Origin of the sequence: Micromonospora sp. WMMD964, from assembly GCF_029581455.1 — a bacterium.
Lineage (GTDB): Bacteria > Actinomycetota > Actinomycetes > Mycobacteriales > Micromonosporaceae > Micromonospora.
The window spans coordinates 1,727,929-1,744,008 of the sequence record NZ_CP120860.1 but is presented as its reverse complement, the minus strand read 5'-3'; the positions used below and the strand labels follow the sequence as shown (position 1 = coordinate 1,744,008).

Below are 16,080 nucleotides of genomic sequence, written 5' to 3'. Positions count from 1 at the left end.
CCGGGAGCGACCCCGCCACCCGTCCCGATCATGATCGGTGTCGACGCCCGCCCACAGTTCGCCACCGACGACCGACTAGCGTCGGGTTCGGCCGCCGCGGCGACGGCGCGGACTGTCAGGAGGCGGGCATGGCGGGGGCGCTTCGGCTGGGTGGGCGCACGTTCGCCCCCGGCGAACTGGTGGTGATGGCGATCATCAACCGCACACCTGACTCGTTCTTCGACCGGGGGGCCACCTTCGCCGCCGACAACGCGCTGCGCGCGGTGGAGCGGGCGGTGGACGAGGGCGCGGCCATCATCGACATCGGCGGCGTCAAGGCCGGCCCCGGCGTGGAAGTGGACGTGGCCGAGGAGATCCGCCGCACGGTGGACACCATCGCCGCCGTCCGGACCGCGTTCCCCGAGGTGGTGATCTCCATCGACACCTGGCGCGCCGAGGTGGCGACGGAGGCCGTGGCCGCCGGCGCCGACCTGCTCAACGACACCTGGTCGGGCGCCGACCCGGCGCTGGCCCGGGTGGCCGCGCGGACCGGCGCGGGGCTGGTCTGCTCGCACGCCGGCGGCCTGGTCCCGCGGACCCGGCCGCACCGGGCCGCCTTCGACGACGTGGTCGCCGACGTGGTCGCGACGGTGACCGGGCTCGCCGAGCGCGCGGTCGCGGAGGGGGTACGCCCCGACGGGATCCTCATCGACCCGGCACACGACTTCGGCAAGAACACCAGGCACTCCCTGGAGATCACCCGACGACTGGACGAGCTGACCACGACCGGTTGGCCGGTGCTGGTGGCGCTCTCCAACAAGGACTTCGTCGGGGAGACGTTGGACCTGCCGGTGGCCGAACGCCTGGAGGGGACGCTCGCCGCGACGGCGGTGTCGGCCTGGCTGGGCGCCCGGGTCTTCCGGGCCCACCAGGTCGGCCCCACCCGTCGGGTGCTGGACATGGTGGCCTCGATCCGGGGCGACCGCCCCCCGGCGGCGACTCGCCGGGGCCTGGCCTGACCGGTCGTCGCCGTCACCGACCGCGAACGGTCGGGGCGACCGGCACGATCGCCGGAGGTCTCGACGCTCAGGTCCAGCGCAGGATGTTCCTACGCCAGGCGTACAGGATGCCGAGCGCGAGCACCGCCACGAACACCGCCATCTCCACCACCGTCACCAGACCGAAGCCCGGCCGGTCGAAGACCACCGCCCAGGGGAAGAGGAAGACCGCCTCGACCGCGAACAGCACGTACAGGTACGCGTAGACGTAGTAGCGGATCTGCATCTGCGCCCAGTCCGCGCCCACCGGGTCGAGCCCGCACTCGTAGCCGGCCCGCTTGCCGGGTGGGTCGGCCGGACGCGCCGGACGTAACACCCGGTTGGCCGAGAACGCCGTAACGAAGAACAGGACGCTGGCGAGCAGCAAGAGCCCGAGCGTCGCGTACGAGCCCAGGTATCCGGTCACAGTTCGGGAGCCTACCGCCCGCCTGGAAGCGCCGTCCCAAACACGTTACGGATTTGTTTCCAGACGGGACTAGTGCTCCCAGGCAACTGTTACCGAATACTGGACCCCCACCCATGGCACCGGAGGACAGATGGCCCGCCTGAAGGCATCGCCCGGTCTCCGGGCCGAGGGGCGGCGTACCGCGCCCCGGCTGGCGACCGCGCTCGCGCTCGGCCTTCTCGCGGCGCTCGCCGTGGGACCGGCCTGGGCAGGCGCGGCGACGCTGGAGCCGGACCCGGTGGTGGTGGCGACCGATCCGGTCAGCGAACCGGAGGCCACCACCTCGGAGGAGCCACCCCCGACCGAGGGGCCGGCCGAACCGACGCCGAGCGATCCGGCACCGGAGACCACCGCTCCCGCACCGGAGACGACACCGCCGCCACCGGTGACCACCGCTCCGGGCGTGCCGCCCGCGCCGACCACCACCGCACCCGCACCGGGTGGGCCGACCACGGCCGCGCCCCCCGTTCCGCCGACGCCGCCGGCGCCGCCGGTGCCGCCCGTCCGCCCGCCCGCCTCCGGTCCGGTGCCACCGCCGAGCCCACTGGGCGTCCAGGTCACCACCCAGGACGTCACCCTCGGCGAGGCGTACTGGAACGCGGCCAGCACGGCCGCCACGTTGCAGGTCACCGTCCACAACACCGGCACGACCGCGGAGCGGATCCGCCTGTCGTACACGCTGCCGACCGGGCTGTCCGACGCCGGGACGAAGGGCTGCGCCGCCGCCGGTGCCGGCACGTACCGCTGTGGGGCCTGGGCGACCGAGGCCGGCGCGCGCTTCAGCGCCCTGCTCCGCCTGCGGGTCGACGGCGAGGCGTGGAGGAGGATGCCGCTGGCCGGCTCGGTCCGGGTCGTCGCCGACTCGCCGGGGGCACCCGGGGAGGCGTCCGACGACCAGGGCTTCGCGGTGCTCTTCCCGCCCGGCCCGCCGGTGCCCGGGATCGCTCTCGCCGCCGACGAGGTGGCGTTCGACATCAGCGGCGCCGCCAGTGTCCTCGCGCTCCGGCTGGGCAACACCGGATCGGTGGACGCCGCCGGACGGGTGGAGGTCGTGCTGCCGGCCGGGGTGACAGTTCCGACTCCACCGGAAGGCTGCGCGGCGGTCGACCCGACCCGGACCCGCTGCGACGCCGGCGTGGTGGCGGCGGGCAGGACCGCCGAGCTGCGGTTGCCGGTGGAGGCGACGCCGGAGGCCCAGCGGGAGGCGCCGCTGTCCGGCGCGGTGATCGGTCGACTCGACCCGCGCAGCGGCGCGACCCGCCAGGTGCAGATGAGCTTCCGGATCACCGCGGCGGCCGCACTGGCCACGCCGGTGGTCTCGCCGCCCGCGCCGACCGGCTCCCAGGGCGTACTCCCCGGGGGTGCCGCCGGTGACGGTGGCGGGACGACCTCGGTGCGGCGCACCGCGATCGCCCTGATCGTGGTCTCCGCGCTGCTGGTGGTGCTCGCCCTCGCGCTGGCCACGACCTCGCTACGGCGCCGACTCAACGGCCCGGTGCCCGGGCCGGCACCGGAGCCGGTCGACTGAGCGGACGAGGTGACCCCGACCCGCGCGGCGGGGCCACCGGAGGTTCCGGTGGTGATCTGAATTACGGCGGCCGGGGCGTAAGCCCGTGAACCGGGGCAAACCTCCATCGAGTCTGGTCCCAGTCGGCGGACCTCCGGGGATTGTTAGGGCTCCCTTAGAAGTAGGCTCTGAGGTGAGGTACGACAACGGCCGGACCAGCCTGGGGCGGTGCGGTGACACGTTGCGTCGAGGAGGTTCCGTGGCCGGGCAAGGCGAGAGCCCCGCAGTCGCGAACGAAGGTGGCACAGTGACCAAGCAGATCCGTCAACTCGACCGGGTCGTCATCCGGTTCGCCGGTGACTCCGGCGACGGCATGCAGTTGACCGGCGACCGGTTCACCTCGGAGACGGCGCAGCTCGGCAACGACATCTCCACGCTGCCAAACTTCCCCGCCGAGATCCGAGCCCCCGCCGGCACCCTGCCCGGCGTGTCGAGCTTCCAGGTGCACTTCGCCGACTACGACATCCTCACCCCGGGCGACGCGCCCAACGTGCTGGTGGCGATGAACCCGGCGGCCCTCAAGGCCAACCTGGCCGATCTGCCGCGCGGCGCGGACATCATCGTCAACACCGACGAGTTCACCAAGCGCAACCTCGCCAAGGTCGGCTACCAGACCAGCCCGCTGGACGACGAGTCGCTGGCCGGTTACGTCGTGCACCCGGTGGCGTTGACCTCGATGACCGTCGGTGCGCTCGCCGCGTTCGAGGTGTCCAAGAAGGACGCTGAGCGGTCGAAGAACATGTTCGCCCTCGGATTGCTCTCCTGGATGTACTCCCGGCCCTACGAGTCGACGCTGCGCTTCCTGGAGCGCAAGTTCGCCTCCCGTCCGGAGCTGGTCGCGGCGAACGTCGCCGCCTTCAAGGCCGGTTGGAACTTCGGCGAGACCACCGAGGACTTCGCGGTCCGCTACGAGGTCAAGCCGGCGAAGATGAAGCCGGGCACCTACCGCAACATCACCGGCAACGCCGCGCTGTCGTTGGGGCTGGTCGCCGCCGGGGTGCGCTCCGGGCTGCCGGTCTTCCTCGGCGCGTACCCGATCACTCCCGCGTCGGACATCCTGCACGAGCTGAGCAAGCACAAGCGTTTCGGCGTGCTCACCATGCAGGCCGAGGACGAGATCGCCGCCGTCGGTGCCGCGCTGGGCGCGTCGTACGGCGGTTCGCTCGGCGTGACCACCACCAGCGGCCCCGGCGTGGCGCTCAAGAGCGAGACGATCTCGCTGGCGGTCGCGTTGGAGCTGCCGCTGGTCATCGTGGACGTGCAGCGGGCCGGCCCGTCGACCGGCATGCCGACCAAGACCGAGCAGGCCGACCTCAACATGGCGCTGTTCGGTCGGCACGGCGAGGCACCGGTCGCGGTCATCGCGCCCCGCTCGCCGTCGGACTGCTTCTTCGCGGCGCTCGAGGCGGCCCGGATCGCGCTGACCTACCGCACGCCGGTGATCCTGCTGTCCGACAACTACGTCGCCAACGGCTCGGAGCCGTGGTTGCTGCCCGACGTGGAGTCGCTGCCCGACCTGCGGGTCGAGTTCGCCACCAGGCCCAACGGCGAGGACGGCAGCACGTTCCTGCCCTACCTGCGCGATCCGGAGACGCTGGCCCGTCCGTGGGCCATCCCCGGCACCCCGGGGCTGGAGCACCGGATCGGCGGTCTGGAGAAGGCCGACAAGACCGGCGACATCTCCTACGACCCGGCCAACCACGACTTCATGGTGCGCACCCGGGCCGCCCGGATCGAGACGATCCCGGTGCCGGACATCGAGGTGGAGGACCCGGACGGCGACGCCCGGGTGCTGGTCCTCGGCTGGGGCTCGACGTACGGGCCGATCGGCGCCGCCTGCCGCGGAGTGCGCCAGCGCGGGCTGTCCGTCGCCCAAGCGCACCTGCGGCACCTGGCCCCGATGCCGGCCAACCTCGGTGAGGTGCTGCGCTCGTACGACAAGGTGGTCATCCCCGAGATGAACCTGGGCCAGCTCGCCCACGTCATCCGGGCCCGCTACCTGGTCGACGCGATCAGCTACAACCAGGTCCGCGGCCTTCCGTTCACGGCCGCCGAGCTGGAGACGACGCTGGAAGAGGTCCTGAAGAATGTCTGAGCCCGTCGCCCTCAAGCTCACCGCCAAGGACTTCAAGTCCGACCAGGAGGTGCGCTGGTGCCCCGGCTGCGGTGACTACGCGATCCTGGCGGCCATCCAGCAGTTCATGCCGGAGCTGAACATCCCCCGGGAGCGCACCGTCTTCGTCTCCGGGATCGGTTGTTCGTCCCGCTTCCCGTACTACATGAACACGTACGGCATGCACTCGATCCACGGTCGCGCCCCGGCGATCGCGACCGGCCTGTCGGTGTCCCGGCCGGACCTGTCGGTCTGGGTGGTCACCGGCGACGGTGACGCGCTCTCCATCGGCGGCAACCACCTGATCCACGCCCTGCGGCGCAACGTCAACCTCAAGATCCTGCTGTTCAACAACCGGATCTACGGTCTGACCAAGGGTCAGTATTCGCCCACCTCCGAGGTCGGCAAGATCACCAAGTCGACCCCGGCCGGCTCGGCGGACGCGCCGTTCAACCCGCTCTCGCTCGCGCTCGGCGCGGAGGCCAGCTTCGTCGGCCGGACCATCGACTCCGACCGCAAGCACCTGCAGTCGGTGCTGCGGGCCGCCGCCGAACACGAGGGTTCGGCCTTCGTGGAGATCTACCAGAACTGCAACATCTTCAACGACGGGGCGTTCGACCAGCTCAAGGACCCGTCCAGCCGGGACGACTACCTGATCCGCCTGGAGCACGGAAAGCCGATCACGTTCGGGGCCGACGGGCGGTTCTGCGTGGTTCACCCGCCGGGCGGCTTCGGCCTGGAGGTCCGCGAGACCAGCTCGGTCAGCCCCGAGGAGATCGTCGTGCACGACGCGACGGTCACCGACCCGGCGTACGCGTTCGCGCTGTCCCGGCTGCCCGGCCTGGACCTGCGCAACACGCCGATCGGGGTGTTCCGCTCGGTGGACCGACCGTCCTACGACAGCGTGGTGCAGGGTCAGCTCGCGGCGGCCAAGGCGACGGTCACCGAGACACCCGAGCAGCAGCTCGCGGGCCTGCTGGGCAGCGGCGACACCTGGACGATTCTCTGATCAACCGTTCGTGACGAGAGCGGCCGTCCCCGGTCCGGGGGCGGCCGCTCTCGTCGTACCGGAGCTGAGTCAGCGCTGGGCGGAGGCCGGCAGCCAGAGGTTGTCGATCTCCTTCTCGGCCGCCGCGAGGCTCGCCTCGTGCAGCGGGATCAACTCGGCCATCGCCGGCACCGACGGCGCCAGGGTCAGCTCGGCGCTGATGAAACGCGGCTGCAGGCCGGTCATCGACAGGCCGTGCGGAAGCCACGGCTCGGCGTGGTCCCAGCCGTTTCGTGGGGTGCCCTCGCCGTAGCCGCCACCCCGGGTGGCCAGCACCACGAACTCGCGGTCGCCGAGCAGTCCCTGCTGGGTCGTCGGGTCGTAGGCCAACCCGGGCACGATCAGGTGGTCGACCCAGGACTTGACGCTGCTGGGCGCGCCGAAGTTGTAGAGCGGCAGGCCGAGCAGCACCACGTCGGCCTGCTTGACCTCGTCGACCAGCTGGGCGCTGAGCTCCCAGGACTCGCGCTGCGCCGGGCTGTGCTGCTCCGGCGGCGTCATCCGAGCCAGACCGCCATCCGCGTCCAGGTGCGGCAGCGGGTCCTTGCCCAGATCTCGGTAGGCCACCGTGCCGTCTGGGTGAGCCGCGCGCCAGTTGGCGACAGCTCGTGCGGTGAGCTTCCGGCTGACCGACCAGTCACCCCGAATGCTTGAGTCGATATGCAGCAGATGCATTATTCCTCCTCCAAGGATCGTCTGTGCAGCACCAACTATTTATAGCAGGCCGATGTTCCTCCGAGTCGGTAGACTGGGTCACATGTCCGCGCAGCCGCTCGACACCTCGGAGCACCGCTCGGGCGCACTCCTGGACCACCTGGCCCGGCGCATGCGGCTGCGGTCGGAGTCGGTGCTGGCACCGCTGGGGCTCCGCCCCCGGCACCTGGTCGCGCTCACCGTGCTCCGCGACAGCGGCGGGAGCAGCCAGCAGGCGCTCGCCAGCACACTGGAGATGGACAGCACCAACATCGTCGGGCTGCTCAACGACCTCGAAGCCGACCAGCTGGTCGAGCGACGCCGTTCGCCCGAGGACCGTCGGCGACACGTCGTCGAACTCACCGAAGACGGTGCGAAACGCCTCAGCGAGGCGGAATGCGCCCTCGCGAGCGCTGAGGACGAGGTGCTGGGAGCGTTGGGGCCCGCGGACCGGGAAACGCTCTACGAACTGCTTCGACGTGCCGTCAACACGTCACCGGCCATCTGCACCGAGGCGCTCCGCGCCGACGTCGACTCCTGCTGACGGGGCGCGGGTAGCCGTCAGGCGGTCGTTGCCGACTGGGGGCGGTCGTCGCGTACGTGCACCAGCATGTCGCCGGTCTCGATCACCGCACCGGCCCGGTCGGCCAGGGTGACCACCTTGCCCCGCCGCACCAGGGCGATCACCAGCGAGTCCAGCTCACGCGGCGAGCGGCCCACCTCGTCCCGCTCCGCCGAACGCATCGCCAACGCCATGCCCTGCCCCGGAGTCAGCAGGTCCTCCACCACGTCGATCAGCGGCGGTGCCGAGGTGGAGAGACCGAGCAGCCGGCCCGCGGTCGCCGAGGAGACGATCACGTGGTGCGCGCCGCTCTGCTTGAGCAACGGGGCGTTCTCCGCCTCCCGTGCCGCCGCGATGATCCGCACCTGGCCGGCGGTGAGCTGCCGAACGGTCAGCGCGACCAGGACCGAGGCGTCGTCGCTGTCCGTCGCGATGATCACGGCCTTGGCGCTCTTGACGTGCGCCTCGTTCAGCACCGACGAGCGGGTCGCCGAACCCTCGATGGCCACCAGCCCGGCGGAGGTGGCCTGCCGCAGCGCGGTGGCGCTGCGCTCCACCACCACGATCCGGGAGCGGTCCAGACCGTTCTCCATCAGGGCGGAGACCGCGCTGCGCCCCTTGGTGCCGTAGCCGCAGATGATGACGTGGTCCTTCACGGCTCTCCTCCAGCGCGACAGGCGACGGCCGGTCCGGTACTGCTCGGTCAAGACTTCCAGGGTGGTGCCGACCAGGATGATCAGGAAGATCACTCGGGCCGGGGTGATGAAGAGGACGTTGACCAGCCGAGCCGACGGCGTCGCCGGGGTGATGTCCCCGTAACCGGTGGTCGAGAGCGACACGACCGCGTAGTAGAAGCAGTCGAGCAGGGTGAGGCCGTCCTCGTTGACGTCGCGGTAGCCGTCCCGGCCCAGGTAGACCGCGGCGACCACGGCGAAGACCAGGCCCAGGGCGGCGGCGAGCCGTAGGCTCAGCGCGCTCAGCGGGCCCCGACGCTGCGCGGGGAAATGGATCACCGTCGAACCTGCTCCCCCGCCGTCGCCTGCACGCCCACAACATAGCGGGTATCCCGCGGTTCGCACGTCCGGGTCGCGTCGGACGACGGTGCGGGCCCGCATGGGTCGGCCCGGACGGCCGGGGACAGGCATGATGAGGGTGTTCCCGACGACGACCGCGAAAGTGAGGCCGGCATGTCGTTGCTGCGACGAGTCATCGGCGGAGTGTTGCGCCGACTACGCCAGAGCCAGGGCCGCACGCTGCGCGAGGTCGCCGCCGCCGCCGGGGTCTCCGTGCCCTACCTGTCCGAGGTGGAACGGGGCCGCAAGGAAGCCTCCTCGGAGGTGCTCGCGGCGATCTGCCGGGCGCTCGGCATCCGCCTCTCCGACCTGTTGGAGGAGGCCCGCGACGACCTGCGGCGGGTCGAGCCGCGCATCCCGGCCACCCCACGGGCGACACTCGGCCGGTTCGAGCAGGCCGGGGTGGCCCGACGCGACGCGAGCCAACACGCCCTCCGGACGAGCCGGCCCGTCCTGCACCGGGCCCCCGGTGCGACCGGGCCGACCCTCCGCGTCGGGGCGACGGCCTCCGCTGGTGGCGCACGCCCCGGTCCGCGTACCGCCGCGTTGTCGGCCTGTGTGCGGGCCCGGACGGGTGCGCGGCGGGTGACAGTCGCGTAGGCCGCGCGGGTTCTGCCGTCGGCGGATCTGCCGGCGGCAGAATCACTGGGCCGGCCGCCACCGCCCGCCGCACGCTGGAGAGGCCGGTCCCCCGGGTGGCTCCACCGCCCGCCGGCACGGTGGAGGGTGGCGGCACATGATCTGGTACGACACGACCATGCGGGACGGCGGGCAGCCGTCCTTCGGCGATCAGGTGTTCGAGCGGCTGCTGCGGGAGCGGATCGTCTTCCTCGGCACCGAAGTGACCGAGGAGTCGGCCAACCAGATCTGCGCGCAGATCCTGCTGCTCGCCGCCGAGGACGCCGACTCGGACATCTACCTCTACATCAACTCGCCGGGCGGTTCGGTGAGCGCCGGGATGGCGGTCTACGACACGATGCGCTACGTCCGCAACGACGTGGCCACGCTGGCGCTCGGATTCGCCGGCTCGATGGGGCAGTTCCTGCTCTGCGCGGGCGCGGCCGGCAAGCGGTACGCGCTGCCGCACTCGCGGATCATGATGCACCAGCCCTCCGGAGGGATGGGCGGTACCGCCTCGGACATCACCATCCAGGCGGAGAACATGCTGCACGTGAAGCGGACGATGCAGGAGCTGATCGCCCAGCACAGTGGACGGACGCTCGAGGAGATCCAACGCGACTGGGACCGGGACCGGTGGTTCACCGCCGAGGAGGCGCGGGAATACGGCCTCGTCGACCATGTGCTCAGCCGAGCCGACCAGCTGGCGACCGTCTGATCCCCGCCCTGCCGCCCCGACCGACCCGCGTGGCGACTGCCGCTCGCGAAATCGGGTGGCGGTCGCCCGTTAGCGTCACGTCTATGCGTCGACTGATCCCCGCCCTCACGATTGCCCTCGCCGCGACCCTGGTGGCCGGTTGCGGCACCGACTCCGGCACACCTGCGGCGTCAGGTTCCTCCGCCGCGTCCGCGGCGCCCAAACTGGAGCCGGTGGCCGCCGTCCAGCAGGGCATGGAGCGCAGCCTCGCCGGCACGCTCACCATGGACGCCTCGGTGAAGGCCGGCAACCAGTCGATCACCATGAGCGGAAAGATCGACACGGTCGCCCGCACCCTCCACGTCACCGGCAAGGCCCCGGAACCGGTCGAGGCGCGCATCATCGGCGACGCCGCCTACATCAAGTCGGACTCCGCCGACGGCGAAAAGCCGTGGATGAAGATCGACCTCACCAAGCTCAGGCCGAACAGCTCGCTGCGCCAGTCCTTCGACCTGAAGGCGCAGACCGGCCTCATCGGCGGCGTCGTCTCCGCACAGGAGGTGGGCAACGGCCGTTACACCGGCGTCGCCGACCTGGAGAAGGCCGCTGCCGCCGCCAACACGGACGGCGGAATGCGCGCCGGCCTCGAATCGACCGCCAAGCTGGCGAAGGACCCCAAGGCCATCCCGTTCGAAGCGGCTGTCGACGCCGACGGGCGCCTCACCGCGCTCTCCTACACCATCGCCACGAAGTCCCTGGGTGACCTCGTCACCGACATGCGGATGAGCGACTTCGGCAAGCCCGTCACGGTGGAGGCACCGCCCGCCGCAGAGACCGAAGCGGCCTCCGCGGACATGTACAAGTTCCTCTGACCCGGCGGTACGACCTCGGCCGCACCGGCCCAGCGTGGGCTGCGGGCCTCCCGTAGCCCACGCTGTGCCACAGGTCACAGCCTCGCTCGTAACATCTCGCAGCCCCACCCCGTCCTTGAGGCAGACAGCCACAAGGGAGGGCACATGTTCGCCACGTACGTCACCGTCACCATCCTCGCCTCGGTCTTCACCGGCATCGCCGCCGTCACCTACCTGATGGGCCACGACTACCCGAAGGCCCAGGCGGACATGAAGCGGGTGCCGCACTCGTGGTTACCGCGGTTGGGTGCGACGCTCGCCGCCGGCTCCCTGGGACTGCTCGCCGGGTTCGCCGTGCCACTGCTCGGAACACTCGCCGCCGCCGGCCTCGTCCTGTACTTCGTCGGCGCGCTCATCGCACACCTGCGGGTCGGCTCGCGCAAACTCGTGGGATGGGCGGTCTTCTTCGTGACCTCGATCGCCGCGCTGGTGGTGAACCTCGCCCACCACTGGTGACCCGGTTCAGCGGGTGCTCAGCGCCGGGTCTCGTACCTGGTCAAGACCACACCGCCGGGGAACGTGCGGGTTTCCACCAGGGTCAGGTTCACCCACTTGTCCAGGGCCGTGAAGAACGGCTTGCCCCCACCGATCAGGACCGGGTGGGTGACGACCGCGTACTCGTCGATCAGCCCCTCCCGCATGGCCGCCGCGGCGAGCGTGGCGCCGGCGATGTCCAGGGGGCCGCCGTCCTCGGCCTTGAGCCGGGTGATCTCGCTGATCGCGTCGCCGCTGACCAGGCGGGCGTTCCAGTCGACCGAGCTGATCGTCGACGAGAACACCACCTTCGGCATGTCCCGCCAGCGGCCGGCGAACTCGATCTCCGCCGGTGTGGCGCCCGGCCGCTGGTCGGCGGTCGGCCAGTGGGAACTCATCGCCTCCCACAGTCTGCGCCCGTACAGCGCCGTGCCCGTCGCCGCCACCCGGTCGGACCACCACTGGAACAGCTCGTCGCTCGGCACACCCCAGCCGAGATCGTCGCCGGGGGCGGCGACGTAGCCGTCCAGGCTCACGCTCATACCGAAGGTCAGTTCCCGCATGGTGTCAGCCTCGCGTGACTCGGCACTCGCGTAAAGAGCAACACGGCGCGGCAGGATCATCGGTCCGGCCAGGGCCACCGCCGCTGACGGAGCGTGTGAGGTCCATACGCTGGGTCTGGTGAGACGCGGATATGCGGTGACCGACAGCGGCCGGGCGCCGGCCTGCGGTGTCGCACACCTGTTTCCGTGGAACGCGATGCGTATCGCCGGCTCAGATGGCCCTTCTGGGTGCCCCCGGCAGGATTCGAACCTGCGACACACGGTTTAGGAAACCGATGCTCTATCCCCTGAGCTACGGGGGCGCGAGGGCCCAGTCTAGCGACCTTGGGGTTCACCTGGGGTGGCAGGGAGTGGCCCACGTTCACCCGCGTTCCCCGGACCGCTGTTGTCCCAGGTCCCGCAACCTGGGCGGGTCTGCTGATCTTCACCAAGCGATCGCAGCAGGACCGGGCAGCGACCGACACACAAGGCCAATCGGCGAAAAGCCGTAGGTCATCGGCCCGTCAACCGGTGGCGGTGACGGCGGTGGCGGTGACCGTCCCGTCCGCCGTCCGGGCACCCTGCACGCTGACGGTCTGGCCAGCCTTGAGTTCAGCCAATTCGGTGGCCTGACTGGTACGCACAGCGGTGTTGCCGTTCGTCCGTACCGTGACCACGCCGCCGTCGGCCGTCTCCAGGTAGAGCACGCCGCCGTCGACGAGTTTCACCTTGCCGGTGGTCGCGGACCCGGCGGCGGCCGGGCTCGCTTCAGTGCCGGAACCGGACCGACCGGAACCACCGCCGGGGAACGCGCTGGGCAGACCGCCCGGGAGGCCGCCCGACCGGCTCGTCCGCGCGGCCGTGGGCGTCTCCCCCCACCGCTTCTGCGCCTGCGCGCCACCCACGAATCCGCCCAGTACCAGCAGCATCGCGGCCAGCACCACCGTGCCCCGGTTCCACCAGCGCCGTGGCGCGGCGGCCGCGAGCGCCGCGGTGAGGTCCCGGTCGGCCGGTCGGGTCGGCGCCGCCGGCGGCTCGTCCTCGACCCTGTCGAAGATGACGGTTTCGGGGTCCATGTCCTCGTCTCTCCGCATGGGCTACTCGTAGCGCAGGGCGTCGATGGGGCGCAGCCGGGCCGCGCGGGCCGCCGGCAGGCCGCCGAAGAAGAGCCCGATCGCGACCGAGACACCGAGGGCCAGCACGACCGAGCTGGGTACGATCACCGGCTGCACGCCGGCGATGGTGAACCGGGAACCGATCAACGCGGCGGCCACGCCCAGCGCCCCACCGATCAGACTCAGCAGGGTCGCCTCGGTCAGGAACTGGGTCAGCACGGTCCGCCGCCGGGCACCCAGCGCCTTGCGGATGCCGATCTCCCTGGTCCGCTCGGTGACCGTGACCAGCATGATGTTGGTGATGCCGATGCCGCCCACCAGCAGGCTGATCGCGGCGACCGCGCCGAGCAGCACGGTGAAGGTGGCGGCGGTCTCGGTCTGCGTCTGAAGCAGTTGGGCGGCGTTCTGGATCCGGTACGGGGTGCTGCCTGTGCCGGTGGCGGGCAGGCGCTGGGCGAGCACCGTGGTGATCTCCGCCTGGGCCGCGTCCACCTGCTGCGGGTTCGCCGCCTCGACCAGAATCGAGCTGAGCGGGCCGTAACCGGTCAGCACCTCGCGTACCGCCCGCAGCGGTGCGACCGCGACGTCGTCGGCGTCCTGGAACCCGGTGCCGGACCTGGGCGCCAACACGCCGACCACGGTGAACAGCGCGCCGCCGACGGTGACCCGCTGACCGATCGGATCGGCGTCGGGAAACAGCTCGTCGGCGACGGTACGCCCGATCACCACCACCCGCCGGCCCTGCGCCTCGTCGTCGGCGATGAACGCGGCACCGCTGGCGACCGGGGAGTTCGAGGCGTCGAACCAGCTCGGCCGGGTGCCGACGAACTGGCCGACCTCGTGCTCGACACCCTGATAGGTAACCACGGCCGAGGTGCTGACAAGCGGTGAGACCGACCGCACGGCGGGGGCCAGCACCGGGTCGAGTAGCGCGTCGGCCACCTGGAGGGTGAGGCCGCTCGCGCCCGCCTGCCGGTTGACGCCGGTGACCGTGAGCGTGTTGGTGCCCAGCGCCTCGATCCGGCTGGTGATCGCCTGCGCGGACCCGTTCCCCACCGCGACCAGCAGGATCACCGCGGCGACACCGATCAGGATGCCGAGCATCGTCAGCGCCGAGCGCAGCTTGTTCGCGCTCACCCCGCGCAGCGCGAAGCGGAGGGTCTCGGTCAGCGTCACCGCGGCACCCCCGCGGCGTGCCGGCCCACCGGGTCCTGCCGCTGGTCGGAGCGGACCTGGCCGTCGAGGAGCCGGATCAGCCGGCGGGCCCGTGCGGCGACCTCCGGTTCGTGGGTGATCAGCACGATCGTCCGACCGGCGGCGTTGAGCTGGTCGAACATGGCCAGGATGTCCTCCGTGGAGCGGCTGTCCAGGTTGCCGGTGGGCTCGTCGGCAAGCACCAGGGCCGGTTCGGTGACCAGCGCACGGGCCACCGCAACCCGTTGCTGCTGGCCACCGGAGAGCTGGTTGGGGTGGTGCTGGGCACGGTCGGCGAGGCCGACCGCGTCCAGCGCGTCCAGCGCCCGGCGGCGTCGCTGCGCCGCCGGAATCCCCGCGTAGGCCAGCGGTAGCTCCACGTTGGACACGGCACTGGTCCGGGCGATGAGATTGAATGCCTGGAACACGAACCCGATCAGCCGGTTGCGAACCAGCGCGAGCTGCCGGTCGGCGAGGCTGCCCACGTCGACGCCGTCGAGCAGATAGCGCCCGTTCGAGGGCGTGTCGAGGCAGCCGAGGATGTTCATCAGGGTCGACTTTCCGGAACCGGACGAACCCATGATCGCCACGTAGTCGCCGGCGTCCACCGACAGGTCGACGCCGCGCAAGGCGTGCACCGTCGCGTCGCCCTCGCCGTACACCTTCGTCAGCCGACGGACGTCAAGGACCGGACGGCCCGGGGTGCCCGGTGGGCGCATCAGTTGCCTCCGTTGCCGGCGCGACGACCGCCCTGACCGCCGCCGGCGGGGAAGCCGCCGCCGCCCGGGAAACCGCCCCCGCCGGGAAAGCCGCCCCCGCCGCGGATGCCGGTGCCGCCGGTGCCGGTACCCGTGCCGGCCGCGCGGAGCAGGACCCGGTCGCCCTCGGCCAGCCCGGAGGTGATCTCGTACGCCTGGTCCCCGGCGAGGCCGACCTCCACCCGCCGGTTCTCCTGGCCGGTCTCGGTGATCACGGTGACGGTGTGCCGCTCACCGGCACCGCTGACCGCAGCTGAGTTGACCATGACCACGTCCTGGGCAGTACCGGTTACCACGGCGACGGCGACCGTCTGCCCCGGCTTCGCGCCGGTGGGCACCTCGTCCAGGCCGACCGTCACGCCATAGGTGACCACGTTGTTGCTGCTGGTGGCCGTTGGGTCGAGCGACAGCACCTTGCCGGCGACCTGGGCGCCGGAGAGGGCGTTCCAGGTGACGGTGGCCGGTTGGCCGTTCTTGAGCCGGGTCGCGTCCGCCTCCGCGACCGCCGCGTTGACCTGCAGGTGGGTGAGGTCGGCGAGCTCCACGAAACCCGAGGAGCCGCTCGACGCGCCACCGCTCTGCCCGGTCCCGCCGCCCTGCTGGCCTCCCGAACCGCCGGAGCTGCCCGAGCTGCCGCCGGACGAACCGGAGCCGCCGGAGGAGCTGCCCGCCGTGCCGTTGACGGCGACGACCGTACCGGCCATCGGGGCGGTCAGTCTCGTCCCGGCCACCCCCGCCTCGGCCTCGTCGACCGCGAGCTTCGCCTGGGTGACCGCACTCTCGGCGGAGGACGTGTCGCCGTCGGCGGCCTCCGCCCGATCGAGCGCGCTCTCGGCCGCGTCCAGGTTCGCCTCGGCCACGTCGCGCGCCCGCTCGGCGGCGGCCGGGTCCACGGTCGCCAGCAGCTGCCCCTTCTTGACCTGTTGGCCGACCCGGACGCGGATGTCGGTGACGGTGCCCGCGGTGCCGAAGCTGGCGCTCGCCGTGGTGGCGCTCTCCACCGAACCGCTGGCGGTGACCGTGGCGGTCACCGTGCCCCGGGTCACCTGGACGGTCCGGGTGCCCTGGGCCGGTTCCGCCTGCGCGGAGCCGGCGGACACCGACGACCAGGCCCAGTAGCCGCCGGCGGCCAGAAACAGAGCCAGGGCGGCGTTCACCAACACAGGCGGTTGGTGCAGGACGGCCGGCAGGCGCACTCGCATGGCCGAAAGCCTCACCCGATCGGCTGGGAGG

At 71.6% G+C, this 16,080-nt stretch carries 17 protein-coding genes and 1 tRNA gene; 9 read left to right on the top strand and 9 right to left on the bottom strand.

Features of this window, described 5'->3' with window-relative positions:
* The first annotated feature begins 128 nt into the window (after window positions 1-128).
* Window positions 129-998, top strand: coding sequence for a dihydropteroate synthase (gene folP, locus O7616_RS08165; protein ID WP_282306271.1), 870 nt, complete (start codon window positions 129-131; stop codon window positions 996-998).
* A gap of 67 nt (window positions 999-1,065) precedes the next feature.
* Here folP and ndhC read toward each other — a convergent pair whose 3' ends face one another.
* Window positions 1,066-1,443 (bottom strand): NADH-quinone oxidoreductase subunit A, encoded by a 378-nt coding sequence (ndhC, locus tag O7616_RS08160; RefSeq protein ID WP_282262800.1) that lies wholly within the window; start codon window positions 1,441-1,443, stop codon window positions 1,066-1,068.
* A gap of 130 nt (window positions 1,444-1,573) precedes the next feature.
* On the opposite strand from ndhC, the gene O7616_RS08155 reads away from it, so the two are divergent.
* The 3 genes from O7616_RS08155 to O7616_RS08145 all read left to right on the top strand — a co-directional run bounded on the left by O7616_RS08155 (window position 1,574) and on the right by O7616_RS08145 (window position 6,171).
* On the top strand, window positions 1,574-3,010 hold the full coding sequence (locus O7616_RS08155) for a hypothetical protein (protein WP_282306270.1): 1,437 nt from the start codon (window positions 1,574-1,576) through the stop codon (window positions 3,008-3,010).
* Window positions 3,011-3,296: 286 nt separating this feature from the next.
* Complete coding sequence (locus tag O7616_RS08150; RefSeq protein WP_282262802.1) at window positions 3,297-5,144, top strand: 2-oxoacid:acceptor oxidoreductase subunit alpha; 1,848 nt, start codon at window positions 3,297-3,299, stop codon at window positions 5,142-5,144.
* Window positions 5,137-6,171 carry a 2-oxoacid:ferredoxin oxidoreductase subunit beta gene (locus O7616_RS08145; protein ID WP_282306269.1) on the top strand — a complete coding sequence of 345 codons (1,035 nt, stop codon included), beginning with the start codon at window positions 5,137-5,139 and terminating at the stop codon, window positions 6,169-6,171. The genes O7616_RS08150 and O7616_RS08145 overlap by 8 nt, the downstream gene beginning before the upstream one ends.
* A 69-nt stretch (window positions 6,172-6,240) precedes the next feature.
* Here O7616_RS08145 and O7616_RS08140 read toward each other — a convergent pair whose 3' ends face one another.
* Window positions 6,241-6,885 carry an NAD(P)H-dependent oxidoreductase gene (locus O7616_RS08140; RefSeq protein ID WP_282306268.1) on the bottom strand — a complete coding sequence of 215 codons (645 nt, stop codon included), beginning with the start codon at window positions 6,883-6,885 and terminating at the stop codon, window positions 6,241-6,243.
* An 82-nt stretch (window positions 6,886-6,967) separates the two neighbouring features.
* Between O7616_RS08140 and O7616_RS08135 the strand changes: the two genes are divergently transcribed.
* A complete protein-coding gene (locus O7616_RS08135) occupies window positions 6,968-7,447 on the top strand; it encodes a MarR family winged helix-turn-helix transcriptional regulator (protein ID WP_282262807.1) in 480 nt (159 codons plus the stop codon).
* A gap of 17 nt (window positions 7,448-7,464) precedes the next feature.
* Here O7616_RS08135 and O7616_RS08130 read toward each other — a convergent pair whose 3' ends face one another.
* Window positions 7,465-8,478, bottom strand: coding sequence for a potassium channel family protein (locus O7616_RS08130; RefSeq protein ID WP_282262808.1), 1,014 nt, complete (start codon window positions 8,476-8,478; stop codon window positions 7,465-7,467).
* Between the two features lie 174 nt (window positions 8,479-8,652).
* On the opposite strand from O7616_RS08130, the gene O7616_RS31135 reads away from it, so the two are divergent.
* From O7616_RS31135 to O7616_RS08110, 4 genes are all read left to right on the top strand, one after another.
* Window positions 8,653-9,138, top strand: coding sequence for a helix-turn-helix transcriptional regulator (locus O7616_RS31135; RefSeq protein ID WP_348773857.1), 486 nt, complete (start codon window positions 8,653-8,655; stop codon window positions 9,136-9,138).
* A gap of 136 nt (window positions 9,139-9,274) precedes the next feature.
* The gene (locus O7616_RS08120; RefSeq protein ID WP_282262810.1) at window positions 9,275-9,874 is read left to right on the top strand and encodes an ATP-dependent Clp protease proteolytic subunit; all 600 of its coding nucleotides are present in this window, start codon (window positions 9,275-9,277) and stop codon (window positions 9,872-9,874) included.
* A 29-nt stretch (window positions 9,875-9,903) separates the two neighbouring features.
* The gene (locus tag O7616_RS08115) at window positions 9,904-10,725 is read left to right on the top strand and encodes a hypothetical protein (RefSeq protein ID WP_282306267.1); all 822 of its coding nucleotides are present in this window, start codon (window positions 9,904-9,906) and stop codon (window positions 10,723-10,725) included.
* Between the two features lie 144 nt (window positions 10,726-10,869).
* Complete coding sequence (locus O7616_RS08110; RefSeq protein ID WP_282306266.1) at window positions 10,870-11,220, top strand: DoxX family protein; 351 nt, start codon at window positions 10,870-10,872, stop codon at window positions 11,218-11,220.
* A 17-nt stretch (window positions 11,221-11,237) separates the two neighbouring features.
* On the opposite strand, the gene O7616_RS08105 is transcribed toward O7616_RS08110, so the two are convergent.
* The 6 genes from O7616_RS08105 to O7616_RS08080 form a co-directional block, all read right to left on the bottom strand.
* On the bottom strand, window positions 11,238-11,801 hold the full coding sequence (locus O7616_RS08105; protein ID WP_282306265.1) for a dihydrofolate reductase family protein: 564 nt from the start codon (window positions 11,799-11,801) through the stop codon (window positions 11,238-11,240).
* Window positions 11,802-12,030: 229 nt separating this feature from the next.
* Window positions 12,031-12,103: transfer RNA gene (locus O7616_RS08100), tRNA-Arg, on the bottom strand.
* 201 nt (window positions 12,104-12,304) lie between these two features.
* Complete coding sequence (locus O7616_RS08095; protein WP_282306264.1) at window positions 12,305-12,874, bottom strand: DUF5666 domain-containing protein; 570 nt, start codon at window positions 12,872-12,874, stop codon at window positions 12,305-12,307.
* A gap of 3 nt (window positions 12,875-12,877) precedes the next feature.
* Window positions 12,878-14,071 (bottom strand): ABC transporter permease, encoded by a 1,194-nt coding sequence (locus O7616_RS08090; RefSeq protein WP_282306263.1) that lies wholly within the window; start codon window positions 14,069-14,071, stop codon window positions 12,878-12,880.
* Window positions 14,068-14,808, bottom strand: coding sequence for an ABC transporter ATP-binding protein (locus O7616_RS08085; RefSeq protein ID WP_282306262.1), 741 nt, complete (start codon window positions 14,806-14,808; stop codon window positions 14,068-14,070). Before O7616_RS08085 ends, O7616_RS08090 begins: the two co-directional genes overlap by 4 nt.
* Entirely contained in the window at window positions 14,808-16,049 is a 1,242-nt protein-coding gene (locus O7616_RS08080) for an efflux RND transporter periplasmic adaptor subunit (RefSeq protein ID WP_282306261.1), read from the bottom strand. Before O7616_RS08080 ends, O7616_RS08085 begins: the two co-directional genes overlap by 1 nt.
* Window positions 16,050-16,080: the final 31 nt, after the last annotated feature.

What these genes read in the sequence shown, in the direction of transcription:
- O7616_RS08105 (WP_282306265.1), bottom strand. Translation starts at nt 11,801, where the DNA reads ATGCGGGAACTGACCTTCGGTATGAGCGTGAGCCTGGACGGCTACGTC.
- O7616_RS08140 (WP_282306268.1), bottom strand. Translation starts at nt 6,885, where the DNA reads ATGCATCTGCTGCATATCGACTCAAGCATTCGGGGTGACTGGTCGGTC.
- O7616_RS08145 (WP_282306269.1), top strand. Translation starts at nt 5,137, where the DNA reads ATGTCTGAGCCCGTCGCCCTCAAGCTCACCGCCAAGGACTTCAAGTCC.
- O7616_RS31135 (WP_348773857.1), top strand. Translation starts at nt 8,653, where the DNA reads ATGTCGTTGCTGCGACGAGTCATCGGCGGAGTGTTGCGCCGACTACGC.
- O7616_RS08095 (WP_282306264.1), bottom strand. Translation starts at nt 12,874, where the DNA reads ATGCGGAGAGACGAGGACATGGACCCCGAAACCGTCATCTTCGACAGG.
- O7616_RS08080 (WP_282306261.1), bottom strand. Translation starts at nt 16,049, where the DNA reads ATGCGAGTGCGCCTGCCGGCCGTCCTGCACCAACCGCCTGTGTTGGTG.
- O7616_RS08155 (WP_282306270.1), top strand. Translation starts at nt 1,574, where the DNA reads ATGGCCCGCCTGAAGGCATCGCCCGGTCTCCGGGCCGAGGGGCGGCGT.
- O7616_RS08110 (WP_282306266.1), top strand. Translation starts at nt 10,870, where the DNA reads ATGTTCGCCACGTACGTCACCGTCACCATCCTCGCCTCGGTCTTCACC.
- O7616_RS08085 (WP_282306262.1), bottom strand. Translation starts at nt 14,808, where the DNA reads ATGCGCCCACCGGGCACCCCGGGCCGTCCGGTCCTTGACGTCCGTCGG.
- O7616_RS08135 (WP_282262807.1), top strand. Translation starts at nt 6,968, where the DNA reads ATGTCCGCGCAGCCGCTCGACACCTCGGAGCACCGCTCGGGCGCACTC.
- folP (WP_282306271.1), top strand. Translation starts at nt 129, where the DNA reads ATGGCGGGGGCGCTTCGGCTGGGTGGGCGCACGTTCGCCCCCGGCGAA.
- O7616_RS08120 (WP_282262810.1), top strand. Translation starts at nt 9,275, where the DNA reads ATGATCTGGTACGACACGACCATGCGGGACGGCGGGCAGCCGTCCTTC.